This is a genomic window from Actinomadura sp. 1N219 (assembly GCF_044326405.1).
In the GTDB taxonomy this organism is placed as follows: domain Bacteria; phylum Actinomycetota; class Actinomycetes; order Streptosporangiales; family Streptosporangiaceae; genus Spirillospora.
The window spans coordinates 249,003-273,169 of sequence record NZ_JBIRAY010000010.1 but is presented as its reverse complement, the minus strand read 5'-3'; the positions used below and the strand labels follow the sequence as shown (position 1 = coordinate 273,169).

Annotated in this window: 24 protein-coding genes; 10 read left to right on the top strand and 14 right to left on the bottom strand. The window is 71.2% G+C overall.

Annotated features, from left to right (window positions below):
* Window positions 1-102: 102 nt before the first annotated feature.
* The gene (locus tag ACH35V_RS28470; protein ID WP_395976760.1) at window positions 103-3,360 is read left to right on the top strand and encodes an NACHT domain-containing protein; all 3,258 of its coding nucleotides are present in this window, start codon (window positions 103-105) and stop codon (window positions 3,358-3,360) included.
* 328 nt (window positions 3,361-3,688) lie between these two features.
* Window positions 3,689-5,200 (top strand): DHA2 family efflux MFS transporter permease subunit, encoded by a 1,512-nt coding sequence (locus ACH35V_RS28465; RefSeq protein WP_395976758.1) that lies wholly within the window; start codon window positions 3,689-3,691, stop codon window positions 5,198-5,200.
* A 360-nt stretch (window positions 5,201-5,560) separates the two neighbouring features.
* Here the strand turns inward: ACH35V_RS28465 and ACH35V_RS28460 are convergent, their stop codons facing one another.
* Together ACH35V_RS28460 and ACH35V_RS28455 are read right to left on the bottom strand one after the other, a co-directional pair.
* Window positions 5,561-7,093 (bottom strand): acyl-CoA synthetase, encoded by a 1,533-nt coding sequence (locus ACH35V_RS28460; protein ID WP_395976756.1) that lies wholly within the window; start codon window positions 7,091-7,093, stop codon window positions 5,561-5,563.
* A 66-nt stretch (window positions 7,094-7,159) separates the two neighbouring features.
* Window positions 7,160-7,390 carry a DUF397 domain-containing protein gene (locus ACH35V_RS28455; protein ID WP_131969922.1) on the bottom strand — a complete coding sequence of 77 codons (231 nt, stop codon included), beginning with the start codon at window positions 7,388-7,390 and terminating at the stop codon, window positions 7,160-7,162.
* A 199-nt stretch (window positions 7,391-7,589) separates the two neighbouring features.
* Here ACH35V_RS28455 and ACH35V_RS28450 point away from each other — a divergent pair, with 199 nt between their 5' ends.
* Window positions 7,590-8,291, top strand: a complete 702-nt coding sequence (locus ACH35V_RS28450) for an ATP-binding protein (protein WP_395976754.1) — start codon at window positions 7,590-7,592, stop codon at window positions 8,289-8,291.
* On the opposite strand, the gene ACH35V_RS28445 is transcribed toward ACH35V_RS28450, so the two are convergent.
* The 3 genes from ACH35V_RS28445 to ACH35V_RS28435 all read right to left on the bottom strand — a co-directional run bounded on the left by ACH35V_RS28445 (window position 8,221) and on the right by ACH35V_RS28435 (window position 10,793).
* Entirely contained in the window at window positions 8,221-9,657 is a 1,437-nt protein-coding gene (locus ACH35V_RS28445; protein WP_395976752.1) for a trehalose-6-phosphate synthase, read from the bottom strand. The genes ACH35V_RS28450 and ACH35V_RS28445 overlap by 71 nt on opposite strands.
* Window positions 9,658-9,881: 224 nt before the next feature.
* Window positions 9,882-10,133 (bottom strand): hypothetical protein, encoded by a 252-nt coding sequence (locus ACH35V_RS28440; RefSeq protein WP_395976750.1) that lies wholly within the window; start codon window positions 10,131-10,133, stop codon window positions 9,882-9,884.
* Window positions 10,134-10,334: 201 nt separating this feature from the next.
* Window positions 10,335-10,793, bottom strand: a complete 459-nt coding sequence (locus tag ACH35V_RS28435) for a DoxX family protein (protein WP_395976748.1) — start codon at window positions 10,791-10,793, stop codon at window positions 10,335-10,337.
* Between the two features lie 137 nt (window positions 10,794-10,930).
* Here ACH35V_RS28435 and ACH35V_RS28430 point away from each other — a divergent pair, with 137 nt between their 5' ends.
* Together ACH35V_RS28430 and ACH35V_RS28425 are read left to right on the top strand one after the other, a co-directional pair.
* Window positions 10,931-11,392 carry a MarR family winged helix-turn-helix transcriptional regulator gene (locus ACH35V_RS28430; protein ID WP_395976746.1) on the top strand — a complete coding sequence of 154 codons (462 nt, stop codon included), beginning with the start codon at window positions 10,931-10,933 and terminating at the stop codon, window positions 11,390-11,392.
* Between the two features lie 57 nt (window positions 11,393-11,449).
* On the top strand, window positions 11,450-12,568 hold the full coding sequence (locus ACH35V_RS28425) for an FAD-binding protein (protein ID WP_395976744.1): 1,119 nt from the start codon (window positions 11,450-11,452) through the stop codon (window positions 12,566-12,568).
* Between the two features lie 38 nt (window positions 12,569-12,606).
* Here ACH35V_RS28425 and ACH35V_RS28420 read toward each other — a convergent pair whose 3' ends face one another.
* The 5 genes from ACH35V_RS28420 to ACH35V_RS28400 form a co-directional block, all read right to left on the bottom strand.
* The gene (locus tag ACH35V_RS28420) at window positions 12,607-13,125 is read right to left on the bottom strand and encodes a YbaK/EbsC family protein (RefSeq protein WP_395976743.1); all 519 of its coding nucleotides are present in this window, start codon (window positions 13,123-13,125) and stop codon (window positions 12,607-12,609) included.
* A 117-nt stretch (window positions 13,126-13,242) separates the two neighbouring features.
* Window positions 13,243-14,451 (bottom strand): formaldehyde dehydrogenase, glutathione-independent, encoded by a 1,209-nt coding sequence (gene fdhA / locus ACH35V_RS28415; RefSeq protein ID WP_395976741.1) that lies wholly within the window; start codon window positions 14,449-14,451, stop codon window positions 13,243-13,245.
* Window positions 14,452-14,601: 150 nt separating this feature from the next.
* Window positions 14,602-15,249, bottom strand: coding sequence for a response regulator (locus ACH35V_RS28410; protein WP_395976739.1), 648 nt, complete (start codon window positions 15,247-15,249; stop codon window positions 14,602-14,604).
* Window positions 15,240-16,412 carry a sensor histidine kinase gene (locus ACH35V_RS28405; protein ID WP_395976737.1) on the bottom strand — a complete coding sequence of 391 codons (1,173 nt, stop codon included), beginning with the start codon at window positions 16,410-16,412 and terminating at the stop codon, window positions 15,240-15,242. Before ACH35V_RS28405 ends, ACH35V_RS28410 begins: the two co-directional genes overlap by 10 nt.
* Window positions 16,409-17,149: a DedA family protein gene (locus ACH35V_RS28400; protein ID WP_395976735.1), complete on the bottom strand. Its 741-nt coding sequence runs from the start codon at window positions 17,147-17,149 to the stop codon at window positions 16,409-16,411. Before ACH35V_RS28400 ends, ACH35V_RS28405 begins: the two co-directional genes overlap by 4 nt.
* Window positions 17,150-17,564: 415 nt before the next feature.
* Between ACH35V_RS28400 and ACH35V_RS28395 the strand changes: the two genes are divergently transcribed.
* Window positions 17,565-18,062, top strand: a complete 498-nt coding sequence (locus ACH35V_RS28395) for a hypothetical protein (protein ID WP_395976733.1) — start codon at window positions 17,565-17,567, stop codon at window positions 18,060-18,062.
* A gap of 159 nt (window positions 18,063-18,221) precedes the next feature.
* A complete protein-coding gene (locus ACH35V_RS28390; protein ID WP_395977063.1) occupies window positions 18,222-18,410 on the top strand; it encodes a DUF5999 family protein in 189 nt (62 codons plus the stop codon).
* Window positions 18,411-18,461: 51 nt separating this feature from the next.
* Here ACH35V_RS28390 and ACH35V_RS28385 read toward each other — a convergent pair whose 3' ends face one another.
* Entirely contained in the window at window positions 18,462-19,106 is a 645-nt protein-coding gene (locus ACH35V_RS28385) for a YdcF family protein (RefSeq protein ID WP_395976731.1), read from the bottom strand.
* 125 nt (window positions 19,107-19,231) lie between these two features.
* On the opposite strand from ACH35V_RS28385, the gene ACH35V_RS28380 reads away from it, so the two are divergent.
* Window positions 19,232-19,531 carry a hypothetical protein gene (locus ACH35V_RS28380; protein ID WP_395976729.1) on the top strand — a complete coding sequence of 100 codons (300 nt, stop codon included), beginning with the start codon at window positions 19,232-19,234 and terminating at the stop codon, window positions 19,529-19,531.
* Between the two features lie 34 nt (window positions 19,532-19,565).
* Here the strand turns inward: ACH35V_RS28380 and ACH35V_RS28375 are convergent, their stop codons facing one another.
* From ACH35V_RS28375 to ACH35V_RS28365, 3 genes are all read right to left on the bottom strand, one after another.
* Complete coding sequence (locus ACH35V_RS28375) at window positions 19,566-20,339, bottom strand: ArsR/SmtB family transcription factor (RefSeq protein ID WP_395976727.1); 774 nt, start codon at window positions 20,337-20,339, stop codon at window positions 19,566-19,568.
* 62 nt (window positions 20,340-20,401) lie between these two features.
* On the bottom strand, window positions 20,402-21,205 hold the full coding sequence (locus ACH35V_RS28370; RefSeq protein ID WP_395976725.1) for an SAM-dependent methyltransferase: 804 nt from the start codon (window positions 21,203-21,205) through the stop codon (window positions 20,402-20,404).
* 29 nt (window positions 21,206-21,234) lie between these two features.
* A complete protein-coding gene (locus tag ACH35V_RS28365; protein WP_395976723.1) occupies window positions 21,235-21,855 on the bottom strand; it encodes a PepSY domain-containing protein in 621 nt (206 codons plus the stop codon).
* 135 nt (window positions 21,856-21,990) lie between these two features.
* Between ACH35V_RS28365 and ACH35V_RS28360 the strand changes: the two genes are divergently transcribed.
* Window positions 21,991-22,671, top strand: a complete 681-nt coding sequence (locus ACH35V_RS28360; RefSeq protein WP_395976721.1) for a response regulator transcription factor — start codon at window positions 21,991-21,993, stop codon at window positions 22,669-22,671.
* Between the two features lies 1 nt (window position 22,672).
* Window positions 22,673-24,106 (top strand): sensor histidine kinase, encoded by a 1,434-nt coding sequence (locus ACH35V_RS28355; RefSeq protein WP_395976719.1) that lies wholly within the window; start codon window positions 22,673-22,675, stop codon window positions 24,104-24,106.
* Window positions 24,107-24,167: the final 61 nt, after the last annotated feature.

Below are 24,167 nucleotides of genomic sequence, written 5' to 3'. Positions count from 1 at the left end.
GTCGACAATTCCGGGCACACCGGAAAACCGTTCACTGGCCGTTGTGTGAGCGCGCGCCTCCGCATCTCGCGATAATGGTTCGTCCGAGGAATTGGGGGTGGCGTGTCCGTCGAGGTCGCAGCGTTGCGGGTGGGCGGATCGGTCGCCCAGTTGGCCGTCGGGCGGTGGCTCGCCGGGCACACCACCAGGGACGCGGCCGGTAAGGATCTTGTCGAGCTGATCAAGACCGGGCTCCCGGACGAGATCAAGCGACGGCGCGTCCAGCGGCAGATAGACGGCATCGCCGATTCGGTCACCGAACGAATACTGACTTTCGCCGAGCACGAGTTCCGCGGCCTCACCGACGGTGACCGGCAGGCCGCCCTTCACGAGGTCGCCCGGACGCTTGAGGACGCCGATCTCTCCGACGAGGCGCTGTTCGCCGCCGACGCCGACCCCGTGAAACTGGCGCGCGGCCTCCGATCTCGGTTGTCGGTCCACAGGGCTGAATTCGAGCTGGGTGAGGCAGGAGCCCGGCTGTACGAGGTCACGCTGGACGAGTGCTGCGACTGCCTGGCCCGTATCATCGTCCATCTCCCGCAATTCGGTCCCCGCGCGTCAGTGGAGATGCTGGGACGGCTGAGCGGAATGTCCGACCAGGTAGGCGCCGTTCTCGCACGGCTGCCCGTACGGACGCTCGACGCCCCGGAAGGCGAGTCTGAGGACGACGAATTCACCCGCCGTTATCTGGCCTCGATCAGCGAATCTCTCGACACGCTCGAACTGTTCGGCGTGCGGTTCGAGCGGTTCACCCGTCCGCAGACGACCCTGAGCGTCGCCTACATCAGCCTTAACGTCTCCGACGAGGGCAAACGCGCTCGCCGGGCCGCCGAGACACAGGCTGTTCCTGTCAGCGAATGGCGGGACGAGGTCACGCCGGGTGCCGTGCGGGTGGAGAGGGCGCTCCACAGCGAACGTCTAATGCTGCTGCGCGGTGAGGCGGGCGGCGGCAAGAGCACGCTTCTGCGCTGGCTCGCGATCACGGCCGCGCGGGGCTCGTTCAGCGGGCCATTGAGCGACTGGAACGGATGCGTTCCGTTCCTCGTCAAGCTGCGCAGCCACGCGGGCGGTTCATTGCCGCGTCCCGAAGAGTTCATCGACGACGTCGCCGGCAATCTCGCCGGAATCATGCCGCGCGCCTGGGCGCATCGCCGCCTGGCATCAGGACGGGCGCTGCTGCTCGTGGACGGCGTGGACGAGGTCACGAGCCCCCAACGGCAATCAGTCAGGTCGTGGCTGAAGGACATCGTCGGCCAATTCCGCGACATCCGGATCGTCGTGACGTCCCGTCCGGCAGCCGCGGGTTCCGATTGGCTGCGCGCCGAAGGTTTCGGGACGGCCTTTCTAGAACAGCTCGGCCCGGCAGACGTGCGGACACTCGTCCAGCATTGGCACAACGCCGTCCGTGAGTGCCCGGATCTGCCGTGCGCCCCGGAACGTCTGCCCTCGTACGAAGCGCGCCTACTGGCACGACTGGAGGCGGCTCCCCATCTGCGGACGCTCGCGTCCAGCCCCCTGCTCGCCGCGATGCTCTGCGCCCTCAACCTCGATCGCGAGGCCCTCCCCCGCAACCGCATGGGCCTCTACGCCGCCGCCCTCGACATGCTCCTGGAGACCCGAGACACCAAGCGCGGCATTCCCAGCAGCCTCGAACGCGACCAGAAGATCCGCATACTTCAGGACATCGCCTGGCATCTCTCCACCAGCGCCCGCGTCGAGCTGCCCAAGGCGATGGTCGAACGGCTGGTCGCCGACCGGCTGGGCGCGATGCCGCAGGTCCGCGTCCCGCCGGGCATGGTCCTGGACGAGCTGCTCCAGCGCAGCGGAATCCTCCGCGAGCCGGTACCGGGACGGATCGATTTCGTGCACCGGACCGTCCAGGAATACCTCACCGCCAAGCAGGCCGCCGACCTCGGCGACATGGACCTGCTCATCCGAAGCGCGCACCGCGACACCTGGCGCGAGACCGTCATCATGGCCGCCGGACACGCCAACGAACCACTGAGGCGCGAACTCCTCACCGGAATCCTGAACCGCGCCCGCGCCGAGAAACGGCATGCCCGCGTCCTGAAACTGGTGGCCGTCGCCTGCCTGGAGACGCTCCCCTCCGTGCCGGACGACCTCGCCGAGGACCTCGGCCGCTGCCTGGACGACCTCATACCGCCGCGCGACGATGCATCGGCCCGTTCCCTCGCCACCGCGGGTGAGCCCGTCCTGACCCACCTCCCCGAGAATCTGGACGGGCTCGGCTGGCCCACGGCCTCGGCGACGATCCAGACGGCCTGGCTGGTCAACGGGCCGGGCGCCCTGGACGTCCTGGCGCGCTACGCCTCCGATGCGCGCCCGCGAGTGCGGCGTCACCTGGCCAAGGCGTGGAACTATTTCGACGCCGACGAGTTCGCCGAACGCGTCCTCACGCGCTTTCCACGAGGCGACGGGCTCAGGCTGGAGTACGTGCCGCGCCAGGTGAGCGCCCTCGGCAAGGTCCCACCGCTCGCCGAACTCGAAGTGACCATGAACGTCATCGAAGACTTCGGGTTCGTCGCTCCCCACGCGGAGACCCTGGAACATCTCGGTCTCCACTCGGCGGTGTCGATGGCCGATCCGGCGCTCCTGCCGCCGCTCCTCGCACTGCGAAGCCTCTCGATCGGGTTCCCCGGCCTGAGCGATCTCGGCTTCCTCGACACGTTGCCACGGCTGAAGCGGATCATGCTCCCCAGGTGCCAGAGCGTCTCCGACTACGCGCCCTTGCGGCGGCATGGCGGGTTGACCACCCTGTGGCTGATCAGCCCGCGCCACCTGACCGGCCTGTCCGAGCTTCCTCCCCTCGGCGCGCTGCTGACGCTCGGACTCGAGGACTCCATGATCGCCGAGGGCTTGGAGGAGGTTCGCGAGGCGGCCCCCGGCGTCCGGCAGCTCTATCTGAGCCGCTGCGACTGGGTGCGGAGCATCCGCCCGCTCGTCGACCTTCCGTTGTTCGAGCTTTACGTCACCCATTGCAGGAGCGTCACCGACTTCGATCCGCTCGCCTCGCTGACGGGCCTGGACACCCTGAACCTCGCTGGGACACGCGTTCAGGAGCTCACGTCGCTCCGCCCCCTCGCCCGGCTGAGGAGGCTGTTCCTCAACGACTGCCGCGATCTCACGGATCTCCGTCCGCTCGCGTTCCTGCCGAGCCTGCGGATGCTCGACCTCAAGCGCGCCACGCCCGGGCTCGATCTGTCGCCGCTGGCCGCCAACCGCAAGCTGGACGTCTACATCAGCTCTGGCCAGGACGTCCGTAACGCGGAGGGGCTGGGGCGGCGGTTGAAGGTTTCCTAGCGACCGATGAATTTCGGGTGGACCGGTGGTCTGCCTGGGGTGAAGCGAGGGGAGGAATCGGATGTCGCGTCTGTCACACTTCGTTGACCTCAAGCGGAGTCGAGGTCGCAGGCTGAAGGTCGTGGAGCAGGGCGGTTCTGTCAGACCCCGTTGGAATACTCCCGGAACCAGCGGAGTTTAACGGTTCGCGAAAGTGTCAGTTGCTGCAGTATTTTGCGGCGGTACCCCCTGAACCTGCCCCACGGTCCCTGCGTGCCCGCATGCGCGGGCCCCGACGATTGGATGAGAGTTGACCGCTCCCGCGTCTCCAACGACAGCGGACGGCCCGTTGAAGGAGCCCGCAGCCGACGGCGGGCTAGACCGTGGCGTGCTCGCCGTGGCCGGGGTCGTCATCGTCGGCGCCATCATGGCGATCCTCGACGTCACCGTCGTCAACGTCGCCATCAACGACCTGGCCAAGGAGTTCAACACCTCGCTGGCGACGATCCAGTGGGTCGCGACGGGCTACACGCTGGCGCTCGCCACCGTGATCCCGCTCACGGGCTGGGCCTCGGCGAGATTCGGCACCAAGCGCCTCTACATGATCTCGATCGGCCTGTTCGTGATCGGCTCGACGCTCGCCGGCGTCGCATGGTCGGCCGAGTCTTTGATCATCTTCCGCGTCCTGCAGGGCCTGGGCGGCGGCATGATCATGCCGGCGGCCATGACGATCATGACCCAGGCGGCCGGGCCGCAACGGGTCGGCCAGGTGATGAGCATCGTCGGCGTGCCGATGCTGCTCGGCCCGATCCTCGGCCCGATCATCGGCGGCTACCTCGTCGACGACGTGTCATGGCGGTGGATCTTCTTCATCAACCTGCCGATCGGCGTCATCGCGCTGCTGCTGGCCGCCAAGGTCCTCAAGCCGGATGAGCCGAAGCCGGCGGAACGGCTCGACTTCATCGGGCTGATCCTGTTGTCGCCCGGCCTGGCGTCGCTGATCTACGGCGTGGCCAAGGGCGCCGAGTCGAGGGACTTCCTGAAGACGGAACCGCTGATCTTCACCGTCGCCGGCGCGCTGCTGGTGCTCGGGTTCGTGTTCCGGGCGCTGAACGCCAAGAACCCGCTGATCGACCTGCGGCTGCTGAGGCGCCGGTCGGTGGCGGCGGCGTCCGGCACGATGGTCCTGTTCATGGTCGCGTTCATGGGCGCGATGCTGCTGCTGCCGCTGTACTTCCAGACGGTGCGCGGCGAGGGCGCGATGAACGCCGGCCTGCTGCTGGCCCCGCAGGGGCTCGGCGCGATGGTCACGATGCCGATCGGCGGCAAGCTCACCGACCGGATCGGTCCCGGGCGGGTCGTGCTGTTCGGCCTCGTCGTCGTGGTGGCGTCCGTCGCGGGCTTCGCCACGATCCTGGAGTCGGACACGTCCTACTGGGCTCTCGGCGGGGCGCTGTTCGTGATGGGCCTCGGCATGGGCATGACCATGATGCCGACGATGGCCGCGGCCATCCAGACGCTCGGGCACGACGAGGTCCCGCGGGCCAGCACGATGCTGAACATCATCCAGCAGGTGTCCGCGTCCATCGGCACCGCGATGATCTCGGTGCTGCTCGCCAACCAGCTCACGTCCAAGCTCGACTCCGCCGGCTTCGGCGGCGCGGGCGGCGGCGAGATCGGCAGCAGCGAGAAGGTGCCGCCGGCGATCATGGAGAAGATCGCGCCTCCGATGGCGGACGCGTTCCAGCACACGTACTGGTACGCGGCCGGGCTGCTCCTGCTGGCGTTCCTGCCGGCGCTGCTGCTGCCGCGCAGGAAGCCGGATACCAGCACGGCCGACGCGCCGATGCCTATGCACTGAGCCGTGTCGTCGTCGCGGAACACGGCGTGCGCAGAGCGCGGCGTGCTCCGCGACAACGGGAAAGCTCACGAGAACGCGCCTGGCGCGTTCCAGGCCCCGGCCGGGACACCCACTCCCGGACCGGGGCCTCCGGCTGTCCACGCCCATCTCAGGCGTGCGCGGAATACTTCCAGTCTCAAGCGTCGGCAGCCCGCTCCGCCACCCAGGCGATCGCCGCAGGCCACTCATCGCGGGCGTTGGCGGGACGTTTCGCAGGCCCACGCGGTCGCGGAACGCTTCCCACCCCAAGCAATCGCAGGCCACTCCCCGTCTTAACGTCCGCGCAACGCTTCGGCCCGAGTGTCGGCGTGGGGTTGGCGGTCAGGTGGTCGCGGGGCGGTTGGTGGGCCAGTACTCGTCTCGCAGGAGGCGTTTGTAGAGCTTGCCGGTGGGGTGACGGGGGAGCTCGGCGCGGAAGTCGACCGAGCGCGGGCATTTGTAGTGCGCTAGACGGTCGCGGCAGTACGCGATCAGCTCGGCCTCCAGGGCGGGGCCCGCGTCGTCCATGGACAAGGGCTGGACGACGGCCTTGACCGCCTCGCCCATCTCCGCGTCCGGGACGCCGAAGACCGCGACGTCCGCGACCTGGGGATGGACGGCGAGGACGTTCTCGGCCTCCTGCGGGTAGACGTTCACCCCGCCGCTGATGATCATGTAGGAGCGGCGGTCGGTGAGGTAGATGAAGCCGTCCTCGTCCACGTAGCCGATGTCGCCGAGGGTCGTCCAGCCGCGGCCCTCCGGGTCGCGGGACGCGGCGGTCTTCGCCTCGTCGCCGTGGTACTCGAAGGACGGGCCGTTGCCGAAGTACAGCGTGCCGGGGGTGCCCGGCGGGAGTTCGCGGCCCTCCTCGTCGCAGACGTGGACCTCGCCGAGGAGCGGGCGGCCGACGGTGCCGCGGTGGGCGAGCCAGTCCTCGGCGTTGGTGTAGACGAAGCAGTTGCCCTCGGTGCCCGCGTAGTACTCGTGCAGGACCGGGCCCCACCAGTCGATCATCCGCTCCTTGATCGGGACGGGGCAGGGCGCGGCGGCGTGCACGGCGGCCTTCAGGCTGGACGTGTCGTAGCGGGCGCGGGTCTCGTCCGGGAGCTTGAGCATGCGGATGAACATGGTCGGGACCCACTGGCTGTGCGTGACGCGGTACTTCTCGATGGCAGCGAGGGCCTGTTCGGGGTCGAACTTGTCCACCACCACGACGGTCGCGCCGAAGCGGTGCAGGGTCATGCTGTAGCGCAGCGGTGCCGCGTGGTAGAGCGGCGCTGGGGAGAGGTAGACCGAGTCGGCGTCGGGCTGGAAGAGCAGCGACAGGAGTCCGTAGAGGATGTTCTGGCTGCCCATGGGGCCCTTGGTCAGGGTCGGCTTCACGCCCTTGGGGCGGCCGGTCGTCCCGGACGAGTAGAGCATGTCGACGCCCTCGCACTCGTCCTCGAGGGGCGTGGGCGGGTGCTGGGCGACGCGTTCCTCATAGGAGTCGTAGCCCGGGGTCGTGCCGCCGAGCATGAGGCGCAGCGGCACGTCCGGTGCGGAGCGGGCGGTCTCGACCGACGCGTCGGCGATGAACGCCTTCGCCCCGCAGTTGTCCACGATGTAGGCGAGCTCCTCGGGCTGGAGCCGTGTGCTGACGGCCGTGTAGTAGAGCCCGGACCGCTGGGCGGCCCAGGCGACGGCCAGGAAGTGCGGGTGGTTCTCCAGCATGAACGCGATGTGGTCCCCCGGGCGCAGCCCCTCCGCGTGGAGCAGCTGCGCGAGCCGGTTGGACTCCTCGTTCAGTTCCCGGAAGGTGACGGTCCTCCCGGAGCCCGCCATGATGACGGCGGGCTTGTCGGGCGTCTGTGCGGCGATCTGCCCAAGGTGCATGGCCGCACGGTACCGGCCTGGCGGCCGGGGTGGAATCCGGTTCGGTAGAGCGGGTCGGCGGAGCGGTCAGACGAGCATGTGATCGAAATCGCCGTCCTTGGCTCCTCCCACGAAGGCCTCCACCTCCTCGCGCGTGTAGACGAGCACGGCTCCCTCGGGATCACGGGAGTTGCGCACGGCGATCTCCCCACTGGGGAGTTCGGCCATCTCGACGCAGTTGCCGGACGGATTGCTCCGCCGGCTCTTCTGCCAGACGAGTTCGCCACGCCAGACGTCCAGCATCTGTCGGCCGTCCATCGTTGGTCTGCCCCCTCCAGGCGTCTCAGCCTCCACGCGGGAGGCCGCGATCTCGCCCCACCCCACACAATGGTACGAGATGCACGTGCATTCGTTCTTGCATCGGTTCATGCAGACGGTCTTGCATCTGCACGACTTGAGGAGCAAGATAGCGAACGCTCGCCGGTGACCACCCCGCACGCCTCTGAGGTTGTTGACCATGACCGTTGACCAGGCAGACGAAGTCGCAACTCCCGCCGCCATGGGCGGCGGCAGGGCGCGGCACGCCCCGGCTCTTCACCCGTGGCCCGACGCGCCCCCGGCGCGGCTCGGCCCGAACACCCCGCCGAACGTCTCCGCGAGCGGCCCGGCCCACGGGCCCGCGAGCGTCCCGGTCGCCGTGCCGGGCCTCGCGGGGCTCTGGCCCGCGCCGCACTCGGGCACCCCGCGCATGGCGCGCAAGGTGTTCCCCGCGGAGATCACCTCGCCCCGGTCCGCGCGCGAGTTCACCCAGGTCACGCTGGACGGCTGGGGCCTGTCCGGCACCGCGGGCGACGTCGTCATCGCGGTGTCGGAGCTGGTGACCAACGCGCTCCGGCACGGCATGGAGGGACTCCCCCAGCCGCTGCCGCTGTGCCCCATCCAGGTCGTCCTGATCGGGCACCCGCGGCGTCTCGTCGTGTCGGTGACCGACCCGGGCGGGCGCGCGCCCGAGCCCGTCCCGAGCGACCCGGCCGGGTTCGTCGAGGGCGGCCGCGGCCTGCTGGTCGTCGGCGCGCTCAGCGACGCGTGGGGCTGGGCGCGGCTCGCGACCGGCGGGAAAGCCGTGTGGGCGGCCTTCGACCTGCGGGTCAGCCCTCCATCGCCGCCGGAAGCGACTCCGCCTGCACCGGCCGGACCCCAGGGCGCTCCAGCTCGCTGAGGAAGTCCCGGGCCCAGCGGTCCACGTCGTGCTCGATCACGCGGCGGCGCATCGTGCGCATCCGCCGCGCCTGGTCGGCGGGCTCGGCGTCGAGCGCGGCGAGCAGCGTGTCCTTGAGGCCGTCGATGTCGTACGGGTTGACCTGGAACGCGCCGCGCTTGAGCTCGGCGGCGGCGCCGGTGAACTCGCTGAGCACGAGCGCGCCGCGCAGGTCCTTGCGGCATGCCACGTACTCCTTGGCGACGAGGTTCATGCCGTCCCGCAGAGGTGTGACGACCATCACATCGGCGGCCAGGTAGAGCGCGGTCAGTTCGGGGCGGTCATACGAGCTGTGGAGATAGTGCACGACCGGAAATCCGATTTCTCCGTATTCGCCGTTTATGCGCCCCACCTGCTGCTCGATGTCCTCCCTGAGCAGCTGGTACTGCTCGACCCGCTCCCGGCTCGGCGTGGCGATCTGCACGAACACGGCCTGGCCCGGCTTGAGGCGGCCGTCCTCGAACAGCTCCCCGAACGCCTGCAGCCGCTGCGTGATCCCCTTGGTGTAGTCGAGCCGGTCCACGCCGAGCAGGATCGTCGCGTCGCCCAGGTCGGTCCGGATCTCCTGCGCCCGCTCCTGGACGTCCGGACGCCCCACCAGGTCGTTCAGCTCGCCCACGTCCACGGAGATGGGGAACGCGCGGGCCCGGACGACCCGGTCGTCCCAGTACACGTCCTGTTTGACGTGCCGGGTCTCCAGGAGCCGCCGGCAGAGCCGCACGAAGTTGGCCGCCGCGCCCGGGAGCTGGAAGCCGACCAGGTCGGCGCCGAGCAGCCCCTCCAGGATCCGCCGCCGCCACGGCAGCTGCCAGAACAGCTCCACCGGCGGGAACGGGATGTGCAGGAAGAAGCCGATGCGCAGGTCGGGGCGCAGCTCGCGCAGCATCTGCGGGACGAGCTGGAGCTGGTAGTCCTGCACCCAGACGACACCCTCCTCCTCCGCGACCTCCGCCGTCGCCTCGGCGAACCGCCGGTTCACCTGGACGTAGGCGTCCCACATCGAGCGGTCGTAGACCGGCGGGGCGACGACGTCGTGGTAGAGCGGCCAGAGGGTGGCGTTCGAGAAGCCCTCGTAGTACAGCTCCACCTCCCGCGCGGTCTGGGTGATGGGGTGCAGCGCCATGCCGTCCTCCTCGAACGGCTCCAGGCGCTCGTCGGGCGCGCCCGTCCAGCCGATCCAGGTGCCCTTCCTGCGCCGCATCACCGGGGCGATGGCGCTGACCAGGCCGCCAGGACTGCGCCGCCAGCGCGGAACGCCGTCCGCCCCGACGGTCCGGTCGACCGGAAGCCGATTGGCCACCACTACGAACTCACTACCGCGCGACACTGCGACCCGCCTCTCCAGGAACTCCCAGTGATCACCATGCCCAGAAACGGACATCGGGAACATCTTGTCACTTCGACGTTAAGGCGAGATGTCCCGAAAAGGACGGTGTCAGGCGAGCGGGACTGCCACCGGCGGGGATTGGATCGAGCCATATTCCTTTCTCGGCAGGTAACTCTTGTTTACCGCTCCGTCATGTCATGGGTGACTCGATGAAAAAGAGTTATCTAGATCACACTGGCAGTGCCCGACATGTTACGTGAGCCGGTGCTCACGTACAGCGCGAGGTCGCGGGCGTCGCGCAGGTCGTCCTGGAGACCCCGGAGCCGCACGGCGTCCGTATGGTGCGGCTCCGGGGCCTCCAGGCAGCGCCGGAGCCGCCGCGCAGAACGGAAGGCCCGGCGGACGGACGGGTCCGCGGGGCGTTCTTCCAGGGCGGCGTGCTCGGCGGCGATCGCCTCCAGCCCGTCCACGCCCATGGCGCCGGTATCCCGGCGAACCGGAATCCGCGCGCCGGCGGGGCCGTGGACGGGCCGGGCGAACAGGCCGGCGGCTCTGGGGCGGTGAGCGCGCCGGCCGGAGGCCGGACCGGTCGGGTGGGGGCCGGACCGGGTCCGGCGCGGTCAAACTGGATCAGGCCGGATCAAGCCGATCGGGGTCACGCGTGATGGCGGGACGGGTCAGGCCGGGACGGACTCGCGCTCCGGGGCGTCCTCGCGGCGGCGGCCGAAGATGAGGCCGTCCAGCGAGAACCGTCCCGCGCCGGTGCCGGCGAGGAGCAGCGACGCCGCGAAGAGGACCATCACGTACTCGTAGCCGCCCTTGTCCAGGAAGAAGCCCTGGTCCATGTGGACGTAGTAGAACGCGCCCGCCATGTTCGCGGCGAGCAGCACACCCGCGAGCGGGACCAGCAGGCCGATGATGAGCGCGACGCCGCCCAGCAGCTCGACATAGGTGGCGAAGGCGGCGGCCGCGTCCGGCAGGGGGATGCCGAGCTGGTCGAACCCGGCGGCGACCTCGGAGTGACCGGTGTCGGCGAACTTCTTCCAGCCGTGCGCGACGAACATCGCGCCGATCGCCAGCCGGCCGATCAGCAGACCGCCGTCGGAGAGGACGGGAAAGCGGCGGGGTGGGAGCATGCCTCGGTCTCCTCTTGTTGAAGGTTCAAATATGAACTTCCTCCGACGCTAGCAGACTTGATTCAAATCCAGACCATCTTGAAAATTCAGGTCGCCTTCTAACCAACTAGAATCACCAGGCCACCTACAATCGCGGCATGAACCAACCCCGGGACGCCCTCGCACCGCGGGAGCTGCGCGCCTGGATGGCCTTCCTGGCCGCCGGCCATCTGATCGACCACGAGATCGAACGGCAGCTGAAACGAGAGGGCGGACTGTCCCACGCCGAGTTCGAGGTGCTGGTCGGGCTGAGCCTCGCCGAGGGCAACCGGCTGCGCATGTCGGACCTCGCGCGCGTGGTGATGGTGTCCAAGAGCCGGCTCACGTACCAGGTCACCCAGCTCGAACGGGCCGGGCTCGTGCGCCGTGCCGGGAACGAGACCGACCGGCGGTCGGTGTGGGCCGAGCTGACCGACGAGGGCGCCGAGGTGCTGGCCAGGGTCCGCCCGGGGCACCGCCGCGTCGTCCGCGAGACCCTGATCGAGGTGCTGGCCCCCGAGGAGATCGACCTGCTCGGCGACGCCCTCGGCCGGGTGGCCGACCGCCTGCGAGACCGATGACCGCCGCCCGTCCCGAAGGCGAGGCGACGACGGCCGGACGCGCCGGAGGTGGGACGCATGCGTGACTTCGGCGGGATCGTGGAGCGGTCGCCCGTCCGCGTCGTCCGGCCGAGGTCGGCGGATGAGGTGGCGCGCGCCGTTCGCGAGGCCGCGGCCCAGGGGCTGGACGCAGTGCCGCGCGGGCTCGGGCACTCGACGTACGGGCAGTCGCTGACCGGGGGCGTGTCGATCGATCTGCGGGAGCTGACCGGGGTCGAGGTCGGCGCCGGGCACGCAGTCGGGGCGGGGCACGCGGTCGCCGCCGCCGGGACGAGTTGGCGCGAGGTCCTCGCCGCGACGCTGCCGCACGGGCTGGCCCCGCCGGTCCTGACCGACTACCTCGACGTGACCGTCGGCGGGACGATCTCCGCGGGCGGCATCGGCGGGACGTCGCACGTGCACGGCGTCCAGGCCGGGAACGTGCTCGCCCTCGACGTCGTCGTGGACGGCGAGCCCGTGGTCTGCTCCCCCGCCGTCCGGCCCGGCCTGTTCGACGCCGTCCGCGCCGGGCTCGGGCGGCACGGCGTGATCACCCGTGCGACGCTGCCGCTGGTCGCGGCGCCGGAGCGGGTGCTGTGCTGCACCATCCCGTGCCGGGACGCCGAGGACGTGCTCCGCGTGCAGCGCGACGTAACGGCGGACGACATGTCGGCGCAGGTCAAGCCGTCCGAGGACGGAGACGGGTGGACGTACGAGGCAAAGGCCGTCCTCCACGGGGACAAGGCCGAGCCACCGCCCGGCACGACGGAGGTCGAGGAGCTTTCGTACTTCGACTTCTGCGACCGCCTGCGTCCCGACGTCGAGGAGCTGATCAGGCTCGGCGAATGGGCGCGCCCGCATCCGTGGGCGATGGTGTTCCTGCCCGCGTCGCGCGCCGCCGAAGTGATCGAGGCGACGCTGGCGGACATGACCACCGCCGCGCTCGGCCTCAGCGGCGTCATCCTGATCAAGGCGCTGCGGGTCGGTCACGTGCCGATGCTGGCCGTGCCGGACGATCCCGTCCTGTTCAGCGTCCTGCGCACCGCCTCGCCGGGCTGCGCGTCCGTCGCGGACATGCTCGCCGCCAACCGGACGCTGCTCGACCGCGCCCGCGCCGTGGGCGGCACCCGCTACGCCGTCGACTCCGTTCCCGCCTGAAGCCCGTCAGCCGGGCGGCGGGCATCGCCGGCGGGCGGTCACAGCGCCAGCGCGATGACCTCGGCGCCGGGGAGGCCCGCGAGCGTCTTTCCGGGAAGGAGGATCTTCGACTTGCGCAGGCCGCTGCCGATGACGGCCTGCGGGGCCGCGGCGACGGCCTCGTCCACGAGGATCGGCCAGCCCTCGGGGAGGCCGACCGGGGTGATGCCGCCGTACTCCATGCAGGTCAGCGCGGTCGCCTCGGCCATCGGCGCGAACGACGCCTTCCGGGCGCCGAGGCGCTTGCGGACGACGCCGTTCACGTCCGCGCGATCGGTGGCGAGGATCATGCACGCGGCATAGGTGACCTCGCCGCCGCGCTTGGCCGCGACGACCACGCAGTTCGCGCTGGCGTCGAGCGGGACGTCGTAGCGCTCGCAGAACGCGGCCGTGTCGGCCAGCTCCGGGTCGATCTCGGCGACCTCCGCGCCCGGGACGGCGCCGATCGCCGCCGCGACCGGGTCCGCGAGCAGTTCCGGACGTCCGTCCGCCGGTCCCCATTCGAGCGTGCCGACCATGAGCGCGTCCCCTCTCGTGTTCCCGGGCTCCCACCCTGCCACGGGATCACCGCGCCCACGCGCGCACCTCGACGATGGCGGCCCGGCGGCGCGGCGCGGCCGGCGGCGCGGCGCGGGTCAGGCCGCGACCACGCCGTGCGGGTCGAGGATGTACTTGTGCGCCGCGCCCTGGTCGAACGCGGCGTAGCCCTCGGGCGCCTGGTCGAGTGGGATGACCGACGCGTTGACGTTCCGCGCGATCTGGACCCGGTCGTGCAGGATCGCCATCATCAGCTGCCGGTTGTAGGTCATCACCGGGCACTGTCCCGTGGTGAGGACCTGCGACTTCGCCCAGCCGAGGCCGATGCGCAGGCCGAGCTGCCCGATCTTGGCGTTCTCGTCGGGCGCGCCCGGGTCGCCGGTGACGTACAGGCCCGGGATGCCGAGCCGCCCAGCGGCGCGGGTGATGTCCATCAGCGTGTTCAGGACGGTCGCGGGCTGCTCGCCGGCGGATCCTTCCGGGCCGTGGCCGCGCGCCTCGAACCCGACGCAGTCGACGGCCGCGTCCACCTCCGGGACGCCGAGGATCTGCTCCAGCTGCTCCGGGACGTCGGCGTGCACGGACAGGTCGATCGTCTCGCAGCCGAACCCGCGAGCCTGGTCCAGCCGCCGCGCGTTCATGTCGCCGACGATCACGACGGCGGCGCCGAGCAGCAGGCACGCGGTGGCGCAGGCGAGCCCGACCGGGCCCGCGCCCGCCACGTACACGGTGGAGCCGGTGGTGACGCCCGCCGTGTAGGCGCCGTGGTAGCCGGTCGGGAAGATGTCCGACAGCATCGCCAGGTCCTGCAGCTTCGCCATCACGGTGTCGCGGTCGGCGGGGAACCTCAGCAGGTTGAAGTCCGCGTACGGGACGACCGCGTAGCGGGCCTGGCCGCCGTGCCAGCCGCCCATGTCGACGTACCCGTATGCGGCGCCCGGACGCTCCCGGTTGACGTTCTCGCACACGCCGGTCTGGCGCTCCTTGCAGTTGCGGCAGCGGCCGCACGCGATGTTGAACGGGACGCTGACGAGGTCGCCCTCCTTGACGAACTCGACGTCCCGGCCGAGTTCGATCACCTCGCCGGTGATCTCGTGCCCGAGCGTCTGCCCGGGGGGCGCGGTGGTCCGGCCGCGCACCATGTGCTGGTCGGAGCCGCAGATGTTGGTGGCCAGCACTTTCAGGATGACGCCGTGCTGGAGTTTCCGGCCGTTCTGCTCGGCCAGTTCGAGTTTCGGGAAGTCCAGGTCCTCGACCGTGACCTCGCCCGGCCGCTGGTACACGACGCCTCGGTTGGTGTCCGCCACGGCCCCTCCCTCCGCGGGTCGGTGGATCGGTCCACCTCCCATACCCGACTCGTCGCCATTAGTCCGGTTTCGACCGAATTTGCGGCGGGTTCCGAGGCGGCCGGCTTCAGGTGCCGAGCCAGCCGGCTTCAGGTTCCGAGGCAGCCGGGTTCAGGTTCCGAGGTAGCGGAGGACGGCGAGGACGCGGCGGCTGTAGCCGGTCGCGCGCGACAGGTCGAGCTTGTCGAAGATCGCGTTGACGTGCTTCTCCACGGCGCTCTGCGAGATGTGCAGGATCGCGCCGATCGAGGCGTTGGTGTGGCCCTGCGCCATGTGATCGAGGACGTCCCGCTCGCGCGGCGTGAGGCGGGACAGCGGATCCGCCCGGGTCCCGTGCGCGGCGAGGAGGCGGCGCACCACCTCCGGGTCGAACGCCGCGCCGCCCGCGCCGACGCGGTCGAGGGCGTCCAGGAACTCGTCCACCTGCGCGACGCGGTCCTTCAGCAGGTAGCCGACGCCTGTCGTGTCCGCGGTGATCAGCTCGGTGGCGTAGCGCTTCTCCACGTACTGCGACAGGACGAGGACGCCGACGTCCGGCCAGCGGCTCCTGATCTCCAGCGCGGCGCGCAGGCCCTCGTCGGTGTGCGTCGGCGGCATCCGGACGTCCACGACCACGACGTCCGGCGGGCCCGCCGCCACGGCCGCGATCAGCGCGTCGCCGTCGCCGACCGCCGCCGCCACGTCGTGGCCCTCATCGGCGAGCAGCCGCACCAGGCCCTCGCGGAGCAGCGTCGAGTCCTCGGCCAGCATCACCCGCACGGCAGCTCCGCGGTGATCACGGTGGGGCCGCCGGGCGGGCTGTCCACGCCGAACGCGCCGTCCAGCGCGGCGACCCGGCGGGCCAGGCCGGCGAGCCCGCCGCCGCGCGGGTCGGCTCCGCCGCTCCCGTCGTCCTCGATGCGCACGCCGATCATTGTGGCCGATCCGGTGACGTCCACCCTCACGTGGCGGGCGCCCGAGTGTTTGGCCGCGTTCGTGACGGCCTCGCAGACGACGAAGTACGCGGCCGTCTCCACCGCGTGCGGGGGGCGTCCGGGCACGTCGTAGGCGATCGTCACCGGCAGCGGGGTGCGTTCGGCGACCGTCTCCAGCGCGGCGCGCAGGCCCTCGCCGTCCAGCGCGGCCGGATAGACGCGCCAGGTGACCTCCCGCAGGTCCTCCAGGGCGCGCCGCGACTCCTCGTGCGCCTGCCGCAGCAGGTCGGCCGCCTTCTCCCCGTCGCCGGCGCGGCGGGCGCGGCCGATCAGCATGCCGAGCGCGACGAGGCGCTGCTGGACGCCGTCGTGCAGATCGCGTTCGATGCGGCGGCGCTCGTCGTCGACCGCGTCCACCACCTCCGCGCGGGTGACGGACAGCTGCGCGATGCGCCGCTCGTACTCCTCCAACGGGCTCGGGCCCAGGCAGCGCCGCGCGACCGTCTTCTCCAGCGCCACGACCCCGACCAGCCCCTGGACGGCGAGGAACAGCAGCACCAGCCCGAGGATCGCCGTGTACAGGACGATCCACCAGCTCGGCGGGATGCCGTCCAGGTAGTCGCCGGTGACCCACCAGCTCCAGGCCAGCGCGACCGCCATCGCCGCGCCGTAGACCAGCAGCAGGAGGATCACCGCGCCGAGCAGCCCGACCGGCACGCGCAGGACGAGATACGCCAGCGCCTTCAGCGGACCGTACTGGACGGGCCTGTCCTCGCCGTGGAACTTCCTGAGCCGCCATCGCTCCAGTTCGGTCGCCGCCTGTGCCGCGTCCGCGACCACCGTCGGGACCACCCGCTGGCCGCGCGAAAAGGCCAGGGAGTAGGCCATCAGGAGCGCCGCCACCGCCAGCAGGACCAGTTCCACGCCAGCGGTGACCGCGCCCACCGACAACCCTGCCGCGGCCCGGACGAGGGTGCGCGGGCCGCGGCGGTCAGAAGATCCGGTCACGTTCGAACTCTCGCGTCTCCACCCGATGCGCGCTCGCCCGCCATGTCGTCGTCCGCCCGCCGGTCTAGGGCGTCCGCCCGCTGGTCCGGGGCGTTTCGCCGCGTTTTCACGATACGCACCGCGACGAACACGGCGGCGCCCAGGACGGCGAGCGCGAGCACCCCCTTGGAGTAGACGCCGACGTACTCCTCGACCGTCCGCCAGTTGTCGCCGAGCCCGTACCCGGCCAGGACGAACGTCGTGTTCCACAGCAGGCTGCCCAGGCTCGTGTAGATCAGGAAGGTCGTCATCCGCATCCGCTCCACCCCGGCCGGGACGGAGATCAGGCTGCGGAAGATCGGGATCATGCGTCCGAAGAACACCGCCTTGGCGCCGTGCCGCGCGAACCACGCCTCCGTCCGGTCCAGGTCGGACAGCTTGACCAGCGGGAGCCGCGCCACGAGCGCGCGGATCCGGTCGCGGCCGATCAGCGCGCCGATCCCGTAGAGGACCAGCGCTCCGAGGACGCTGCCGGCCGTCGTCCAGATCAGCGCCGCCGCCAGGCTCATCCCGCCCTGCGCGGCGGTGAACCCGGCCAGCGGCAGGATCACCTCGCTGGGCAGCGGCGGGAACAGGTTCTCCAGCGCGATCGCCAGCCCGGCGCCCGGCGCGCCGAGCTTGTCCATCAGGTCCGTCGCCCATCCCGCGATGCCGCCGGCGGGCTCGCTCCCGGTCGCCGCGTACGCCATTTCGATCATGTTGACGACGCTAGAAACCGGCCGTCCCCGTCACCATGGTGCGCACCGCCCGCCTGACCGGCCGCGCACCGCACCCCGCTCCTGCGGAAAACCACACCCCAGGGCCCCTGGACCCCAGACATGCCCAGACGGGTCCAAACGCGACCACCAGCGGCGACCCGCCGGATTCAGCGGAGAGTGAAACCGGCTCCGGCCGAGGGCTCGGCCGGGGAGGCTCGGCGCCGCCGGTTCCCGCAGGCCGCACGGGTTCTGGACGCGGACGCGCCCCGGTTTCGGACACCGCCCCCGCCGCCGCCCACGTAAAGAATCTTTTTGATCGACTTTTCAGTAAAGAACCTTTCTTGTAGCGTTCGCAGGGTTTTGTGAAGTGAATTCATGATCGAATATCCCGCCGCAAGATCATAAGGAAGCCGCGATGCCCTGGGCCACCGGCCTGGCCGCGGCCGCGCTCCTGGGCCTCCTGACGCTCCTGGCCTCGGCGCGGCACGGCAGGCGCCGACGCAGTTCGGCGAACGAGCACCCCGAGTCCCTGACGGCCGTGCTCGGCCCTGGCGACGAGGAGTACCTCGCCTGGCTGGCCGACCACCACTGGCCAGGCGACGAGTACCTCGACCTCGAACACGAGTGGCTCGGCGAGCTGGAGCCCGGCGGACCGGCCGGACCGTACGAGTCGCCGCTCTGCCCCCGCTGCGACCTGCGGTGCGAGGACGTCTGGCCGTGTCCGACGTGCGGCCGGGTGCTGCACTCGTCCTGCGGCCACGGGATGCGGCGCCGGCAGGTCGACCGCCCGTACCGCACCCACGGGACCAACCCGGAGGCGGTCATCGCGGAGTGGATCTGCACGGGCTGCGCCTCGGTCGTCGGCCTGGACGTCGATCACGGCGGCGATCCCGATGAGGGCCTCTTGCGCTGAATCGGGCAGGATTGCCCCGCCTTGTCCGGCTTCACACGTCTTTGACGGTAAAGAATCCATCATCGACTTGCATATTTCGGACGTGCGACGGCAGGCTGCATCTATGTCCTTATTCACAGGGACACCGTGGAGGACACCGTGACCGCACAACACGACTCGATCTGCTCGCACGAGCCGCCCTGCCCGACGCCGGACGACCTCGACCGCGAGGCCGCCCGCACCGTGGCCAGCCACCCGGAGCAAGGGTGGAGCCTGCTCTGCAACGGCATCGTCGTCTTCGACGACACCGGCGAGCTGCTGCCCGACGGCCAGGTGATCGCTCCGCACCGTCCCACCACCGCCGCCTAGGCCCCGCCACCGCCGCTCAGGCGCCCGCGCGGAGGCCCCGGCGCCCGGCGTTCACCTGATCACGTGCCGGTCGTAGCCGAGCCGCGCCAGCTCCTCGTACGCCGCCCACGCCGCCGCCGGGACGGGCATCGGCACCTGGAAGCCCCGCTCCGCGTAGACGACCATGCGCTGCAGGTCGCCCACCATCAGCTCGATGAACTGCCGCTCGTCCTCGCCGAACGCCTCGAACCCCAGCTCGGGCGCGGACGCGGACCAGCTCACCCCGGCCCACTGGCGCCGCGCCGTGGCCAGCGCCCGGCGCGTCATGTACGGCTTGGCGACCAGGATCCCGCTCCCCACCGCCGCGCCGCGCTCCTTCAGCAGCCGCCTGGACGCCGTGATGTTCTCCCCCGTGTTCGTCGCGGTCTCCTCCAGCAGCAGCGCCCGCTCCGGAACACCGTGCTCGCGCGCGACGCGTCCGAACACCTGCGCCTCGGTCAGCTCCCATGCCGACGTGACCTTGCCGCGTCCGCCCGACATGACCACAAGCGGCGCCCACCCCTCGTGCCAGAGCCGCGCCGCGTGCACCGCCACCCGCGTGTCGTGGCTGCCCAGCGCGAGGATCACGTCAGCCTTGGAGAGGGGCTCGGACAGGACGAGATGGTCCCAGACGATCCTGGCCAGCTCCCGCGTACGCGCGTCCACCTGAGACTCCACGGGCCCATTGTCTCCGGCGGTCAGCATGTCGGGCTCCCATCCGAAGGGTCGTCCCGGTAGCGTTCAACTGTTTTGCTCCTTACGCAAGAATCATGTGGAACTCGACCGCGGAAGGACGGTGTGGTGTGCTCACAGTCCTGGTCCTCGTGGCGCTGGCCGCCCTGTTCGGCCTCTGCCTGCCGAACCTGCTCCGCCCCATGCCGCCCGTGCCCGCCCGCCACTCCCCCGCTCTCGACCCCGACCCGCCGCCCCACGGCGCCTCCCCCGCCGTCCACCCGGAGTCGATGACCGCCGAGCTCGACCCCGCCGACGAGGAGTACCTCGCCTGCCTCGCCGACACCCTCTGGCCCGACGACGAGTACCTGGAACCCGAGCACACCACCGACGGCGAAGAAGAACCCGGCAGCAACGGCAGGCGCCTCTAACCCCAGCCCACGCACGGCCAGGGGGCATTTCCCGTTATTCGGTGGGGAGGGGTTCGCCTGTTTCCAGGAGGGTCTTCAGGCCGGACAGGACGGGCGGCCAGCCGTGGCGGCACATGTCCAGGAGGGCGTCGCCCGCCTCGTGGACGACCGTCAGCTTGACCGTCTCGCCGGACGGCTCGATGTCGAAGGTCACCTTGGAGCGGGGTTCGGCGAGGAGCTTGGCGCGTGTGTCCTCGTCCACGCCTACGGCCTTCGCCCATTCCTCGGTGAAGGTGTGCCAGGTGTAGGCGAGGCGGCGGGGCGGGTCGGCTTCGAGGACGACCTGCTCCGGGTCGGCCATCGTCGCGTACTCCTCGTGCCAGGTGATGGTGGAGCCGGGGGTCCAGTCGGTCTCGAAGGAGACGCCCCAGTAGCGGCGGGTGAAGGCCGGGTCGGTCAGCGCCTGCCAGAGCCGCTCGGGTGTGGTGCGGATGTAGGTGGTGTAGACGAATTCGCTCATCGTGTCCTGCTCCAATGCGGTCTTCAGGTCGGCGAGCGCGTTCGCCCGCTCGCGGTCGTACCGGCTCATCCAGCGGTCGGCGATGGCGTTGATCGGGGCGGCGTCGAGGTAGTGGAGCTTCTCGCGTCCTCGGCGCATGGTCGTCACCAGGCCCGCGTCCTCCAGCACGGCGAGGTGCTTGCTGACCGACTGCCGGGCCATGTCCAGCCCGGCGCACAACTCCCGGAGGGTCTGCCCGTTGCGGGTGTTGAGGCTGTCCAGCAGCCGGCGGCGGTTCCCGTCGGCGAGCGCCTTGAAGACGTCGTCCATGCACCGTCCCTATATGCAGCCATCTGGTTGCCTTTCACAATAGGCAGCCGGACGGCTGCATGTCAATCCCGCGGCTTGCGGCCGACGCCGCCGTACGCGTCCACCGCGTTCGGCTCGGAGCCGCCGTCCGGACGCCAGTGCGTCACGGGCACCACGCCCGGCTCCAGCACCTCGAGGCCGTCGAAGAACCGCCCGAGCTGCTCGGGGGTGCGCAGGACCAGCGGCGCGTTCCCGGACGCGTTCCAGACCTCGACGATCCGGTCGGACGCCTCGCCGTGGACGACGTTCGTCCCGTCGGACATGGCGAAGTGGCTGCCGGGCGGCACCGCGTCCATGAGCCGCCGGACGATCGCGTACGCCTCGTCGTCGTCCGGGATGAACTCCAGGACGCCCATCAGCGTGAACGCGATCGGCCGGTCGAAGTCCAGGGTCCGCGCGGCGGCGTCCAGGATGCGGTCGGGGTCGCGCAGGTCGGCGTGGACGTAGGCGGTCTCGCCCTCGGGCGTGCTGGTGAGCAGCGCCCGCGCGTGCCGCAGCACGAGCGGGTCGTGGTCCACGTAGACGATCTTCGACTCGGGCGCCGCCCGCTGCGCGACCTCATGGGTGTTGTCCACCGTGGGCAGGCCCGACCCGACGTCGATGAACTGGCGGACGCCGGCCTCGGCGGCCAGATGCCAGACGACCCGGTTGAGGAACAGCCTGGACGCGCGGGCGAGGCGCGCCACGTCCGGGAGCATCCCGAGGATCTGGTCGCCGACCTCCCGGTCCACCGGATAGTTGTCCTTGCCGCCGAGCCAGTAGTTCCAGATGCGCGCCACGTGGGGGACGCTCGTGTCGATGCCGGGGCCGGGCCTGTCTGCGCTCATACGCGGTTCCGTTCCCGGCCCCTCGCCCGTCAGTCGTCGTCTTCGTCTGTCTCGTTGGTGAGAACCTTGGCGGTGGCGGCGTCCACGGTCAGCTCGTGCTCTCTCCCGTCCGGGCCGTTGACGTCGACCTCCCAGCGGGACTTGCCGTCGTCCCGCTCGAAGTCGACGGACGTCACGGCGCCGGAAACCGCCTTCAGCGCGGCGGCAGCGGCGTCCGACGCGCTGACCTGGGCCTTCCGCAACGCGGCGGCGGACGGAGCGCCGTCGTCGTCATCGCCGTCGTCGTCGTCCGGGCGGGCCGCGCGGTCGGAAAGGATCTTCCCGGTGCGGGAGTCGACGGTCACTTCCCGCCAGCCGCCGCCGGTGCCGAGGATGTCGATCTCCCAGGCGCGCTTGCCGTCGTCATCGTCGTCCAGCTCGATCTCCTCGATCGTGCCGGGGGACGCCTTCAGCGCCGCGGCCGCCGCCTCCGCCGCCGTGACCGGGCTCCCCGACCGGGGGGACGCGCCGCCGGACGGGGGCGCCGGCGTCCCGGGGCCGTCGTCGGCCGCGAACGCGGCGGCCGCTCCCCCACCCGCGAGAACGCCCGCGGCGACCACCGTGACCAGCAGCCCGCGTCCGGAGACGAACCGCCGTGCGTCGATCCTCATTGCACCCTCCAGGTGTCGCGTCCGGCGGCCGGCGGATCCGGCCGCCCCGTGCGCCATCGACGATGCCGGGGGTTCCTGTAGCCGCCCTGAAGCTTCCTGAAGCCTTCTTCAGGGACGGTTTGGCAGGCTGTGGGCATGCGCCTGCTGCTCGTGGAGGACGAGAAACGCCTGGCCGCGTCGCTCGCCCGCGGACTGGCGGCCGAGGGGTTCGTGGTCGAGACCGTCCATGACGGCGCGGAGGGGCTCGGCCGGGCGCTCGGCGGGGAGTTCGATCTGATCGTCCTCGACATCATGCTGCCCGGGATGAACGGCTACCGGGTGTGCGCGTCGCTGCGGGCCGCGGGCGACGACACGCCGATCCTGATGCTGACCGCCAAGGACGGCGAGTACGACGAGGCCGAGGGCCTGGACACCGGCGCGGACGACTACCTCACCAAGCCGTTCTCGTACGTGGTGCTGGTCGCCCGCATCCGCGCACTCCTGCGCCGCCGGACGCGCGGCGCCGCCCCGGCCATCGCGCTGGGCGACCTCGTCGTCGACCCGGCGGCGCGGCGGGTGTTCCGCGGCGGCGCGGAGGTGGAGTTGACCGCCAAGGAGTTCGCCGTCCTGGAGCACCTGGCCTCGAACGCGGGCCGGGTCGTGTCGAAGACGCAGATCATGGAGGCGGTCTGGGACTTCGCCTACGACGGGGACCCCAACATCGTCGAGGTGTACGTGAGCGCGCTGCGCCGCAAGCTGGACGTCCCGTTCGGGCGCAGGTCCATCACGACGGTGCGCGGCGCGGGATACAGACTGGCCAGGGACGGGGGCGCCTGACGTGCCGCGGCGGCTCTCGTCCGTCCGGGCGCGGACGACGCTCGGCGCGACCGCCGTGGTCGCGGTCGCGCTAGTCGCGGCCGGGCTGGCGGTGGTGCTGCTGCTCCGCGCGAACCTCGGCGGGCAGGCCGACCTGGAGGCGGAGGTCGCGGCCCGGGACGTCGCGTCGCAGCTCGCGACCGGCGTCCCCTACCGGAGCCTCGACCTGCCGGACGCCGACGACCACCCGGTCCAGGTCGTGGACGAGCGCGGACGCGTGCGCGCCGCCGGCGAGGACCTGGACGCGATCGGCGGGACGGGCTCGCCGGACGTGCGGCCCGACCCGTCCCCGCCCCAGGGCGACGACTCCGACGATGACGGCGATTCCGACTCCGACGACGATCCCGGACGCGGCGAGGTGTCGGACGACGGTCCGCGCTTCTCCACCGGCAGCGCGACCGTGGACGGCCGCACCGCCGACTACCGGTTCGCCGCGGTCGAGGCGACGACGCCCGCGAACGAGACCGTTACCGTCTACGCGGGCGCGGACCTTGCCGCCGCGCGGGACGCGGTCGGCACCGTCACCCGGGCGATGCTCGCCGGCCTGCCACTGCTGCTCGCCGTGGTCGCGGGCGTGACCTGGCTGGTCACGCGGCGAGCGCTGCGCCCGGTGGAAGGCGTCCGGGCGGAGCTGGCCGAGATCACCGCGGCCGGGGACCTGGCCCGCCGGGTGCCCGTGCCCGAGTCGCGGGACGAGATCGCCGGGCTGGCCGCCACGACGAACGCGACCCTCGCCGCGCTGGAGGACTCCGTCGCCAAGCAGCGTGGGTTCGTCGCGGACGCCTCGCACGAGCTGCGCAGCCCGATCGCGTCGCTGCGCACCCAGCTGGAGGTCGCGGCGGCGCATCCCGGACTCCTCGACGTGGACGGCCTGGTCGAGGACGTCGTGCGCCTCCAGGACCTGGCCGCCGACCTGCTGCTCCTCGCCCGGATCGACGCGGGCGACCGTCCGCCGGAGCGCCCCGTCGCGCTCGGCCGCCTCGTCCGGGCCGAGCTGGACCGGCGCGCGGCGGGCGACCGGATCCCCGTCCAGGCGTCGATCGAGGCCGACCCGCGGGTCATGGGCGTGCCCGGACGGCTCTCGCGGGTGATCGGCAACCTCCTCGACAACGCCGAACGGCACGCGGACGGGGCCGTGCGGCTGTCGCTGCGCGAGGAGGCGGGCACGGCGGTCGTGCGGGTCGCCGACGACGGCCCCGGCGTGCCGCCCGCCGACCGCGAGCGGATCTTCGAGCGCTTCGTCCGCCTGGACGACGCCCGCAGCCGCGACGAGGGCGGCGCGGGACTCGGCCTCGCCATCGCCAGAGACCTCGTGACGGCGCACGGCGGAGACCTCACCGTCGGCGAGGCCCCCAACGGCGGCGCACTCTTCGAAGTCCGCCTGCCGACCGTGTAATCGGATGGTCGCTTTGCCGGCGGGAACGACTTCGGGCCGCACGCGGGCGGTGACGTCCGCG

Coding starts and splice junctions, on each gene's coding strand:
- ACH35V_RS28430 (WP_395976746.1), top strand. CDS start 10,931: ATGAACCAACCCCGGGACGCCCTCGCACCGCGGGAGCTGCGCGCCTGG.
- ACH35V_RS28400 (WP_395976735.1), bottom strand. CDS start 17,149: ATGATCGAAATGGCGTACGCGGCGACCGGGAGCGAGCCCGCCGGCGGC.
- ACH35V_RS28375 (WP_395976727.1), bottom strand. CDS start 20,339: ATGGACGACGTCTTCAAGGCGCTCGCCGACGGGAACCGCCGCCGGCTG.
- ACH35V_RS28450 (WP_395976754.1), top strand. CDS start 7,590: ATGACCGTTGACCAGGCAGACGAAGTCGCAACTCCCGCCGCCATGGGC.
- ACH35V_RS28455 (WP_131969922.1), bottom strand. CDS start 7,390: ATGGACGGCCGACAGATGCTGGACGTCTGGCGTGGCGAACTCGTCTGG.
- ACH35V_RS28395 (WP_395976733.1), top strand. CDS start 17,565: ATGCCCTGGGCCACCGGCCTGGCCGCGGCCGCGCTCCTGGGCCTCCTG.
- ACH35V_RS28435 (WP_395976748.1), bottom strand. CDS start 10,793: ATGCTCCCACCCCGCCGCTTTCCCGTCCTCTCCGACGGCGGTCTGCTG.
- ACH35V_RS28370 (WP_395976725.1), bottom strand. CDS start 21,205: ATGAGCGCAGACAGGCCCGGCCCCGGCATCGACACGAGCGTCCCCCAC.
- ACH35V_RS28365 (WP_395976723.1), bottom strand. CDS start 21,855: ATGAGGATCGACGCACGGCGGTTCGTCTCCGGACGCGGGCTGCTGGTC.
- ACH35V_RS28425 (WP_395976744.1), top strand. CDS start 11,450: ATGCGTGACTTCGGCGGGATCGTGGAGCGGTCGCCCGTCCGCGTCGTC.
- ACH35V_RS28420 (WP_395976743.1), bottom strand. CDS start 13,125: ATGGTCGGCACGCTCGAATGGGGACCGGCGGACGGACGTCCGGAACTG.
- ACH35V_RS28460 (WP_395976756.1), bottom strand. CDS start 7,093: ATGCACCTTGGGCAGATCGCCGCACAGACGCCCGACAAGCCCGCCGTC.
- ACH35V_RS28360 (WP_395976721.1), top strand. CDS start 21,991: ATGCGCCTGCTGCTCGTGGAGGACGAGAAACGCCTGGCCGCGTCGCTC.
- ACH35V_RS28440 (WP_395976750.1), bottom strand. CDS start 10,133: ATGGGCGTGGACGGGCTGGAGGCGATCGCCGCCGAGCACGCCGCCCTG.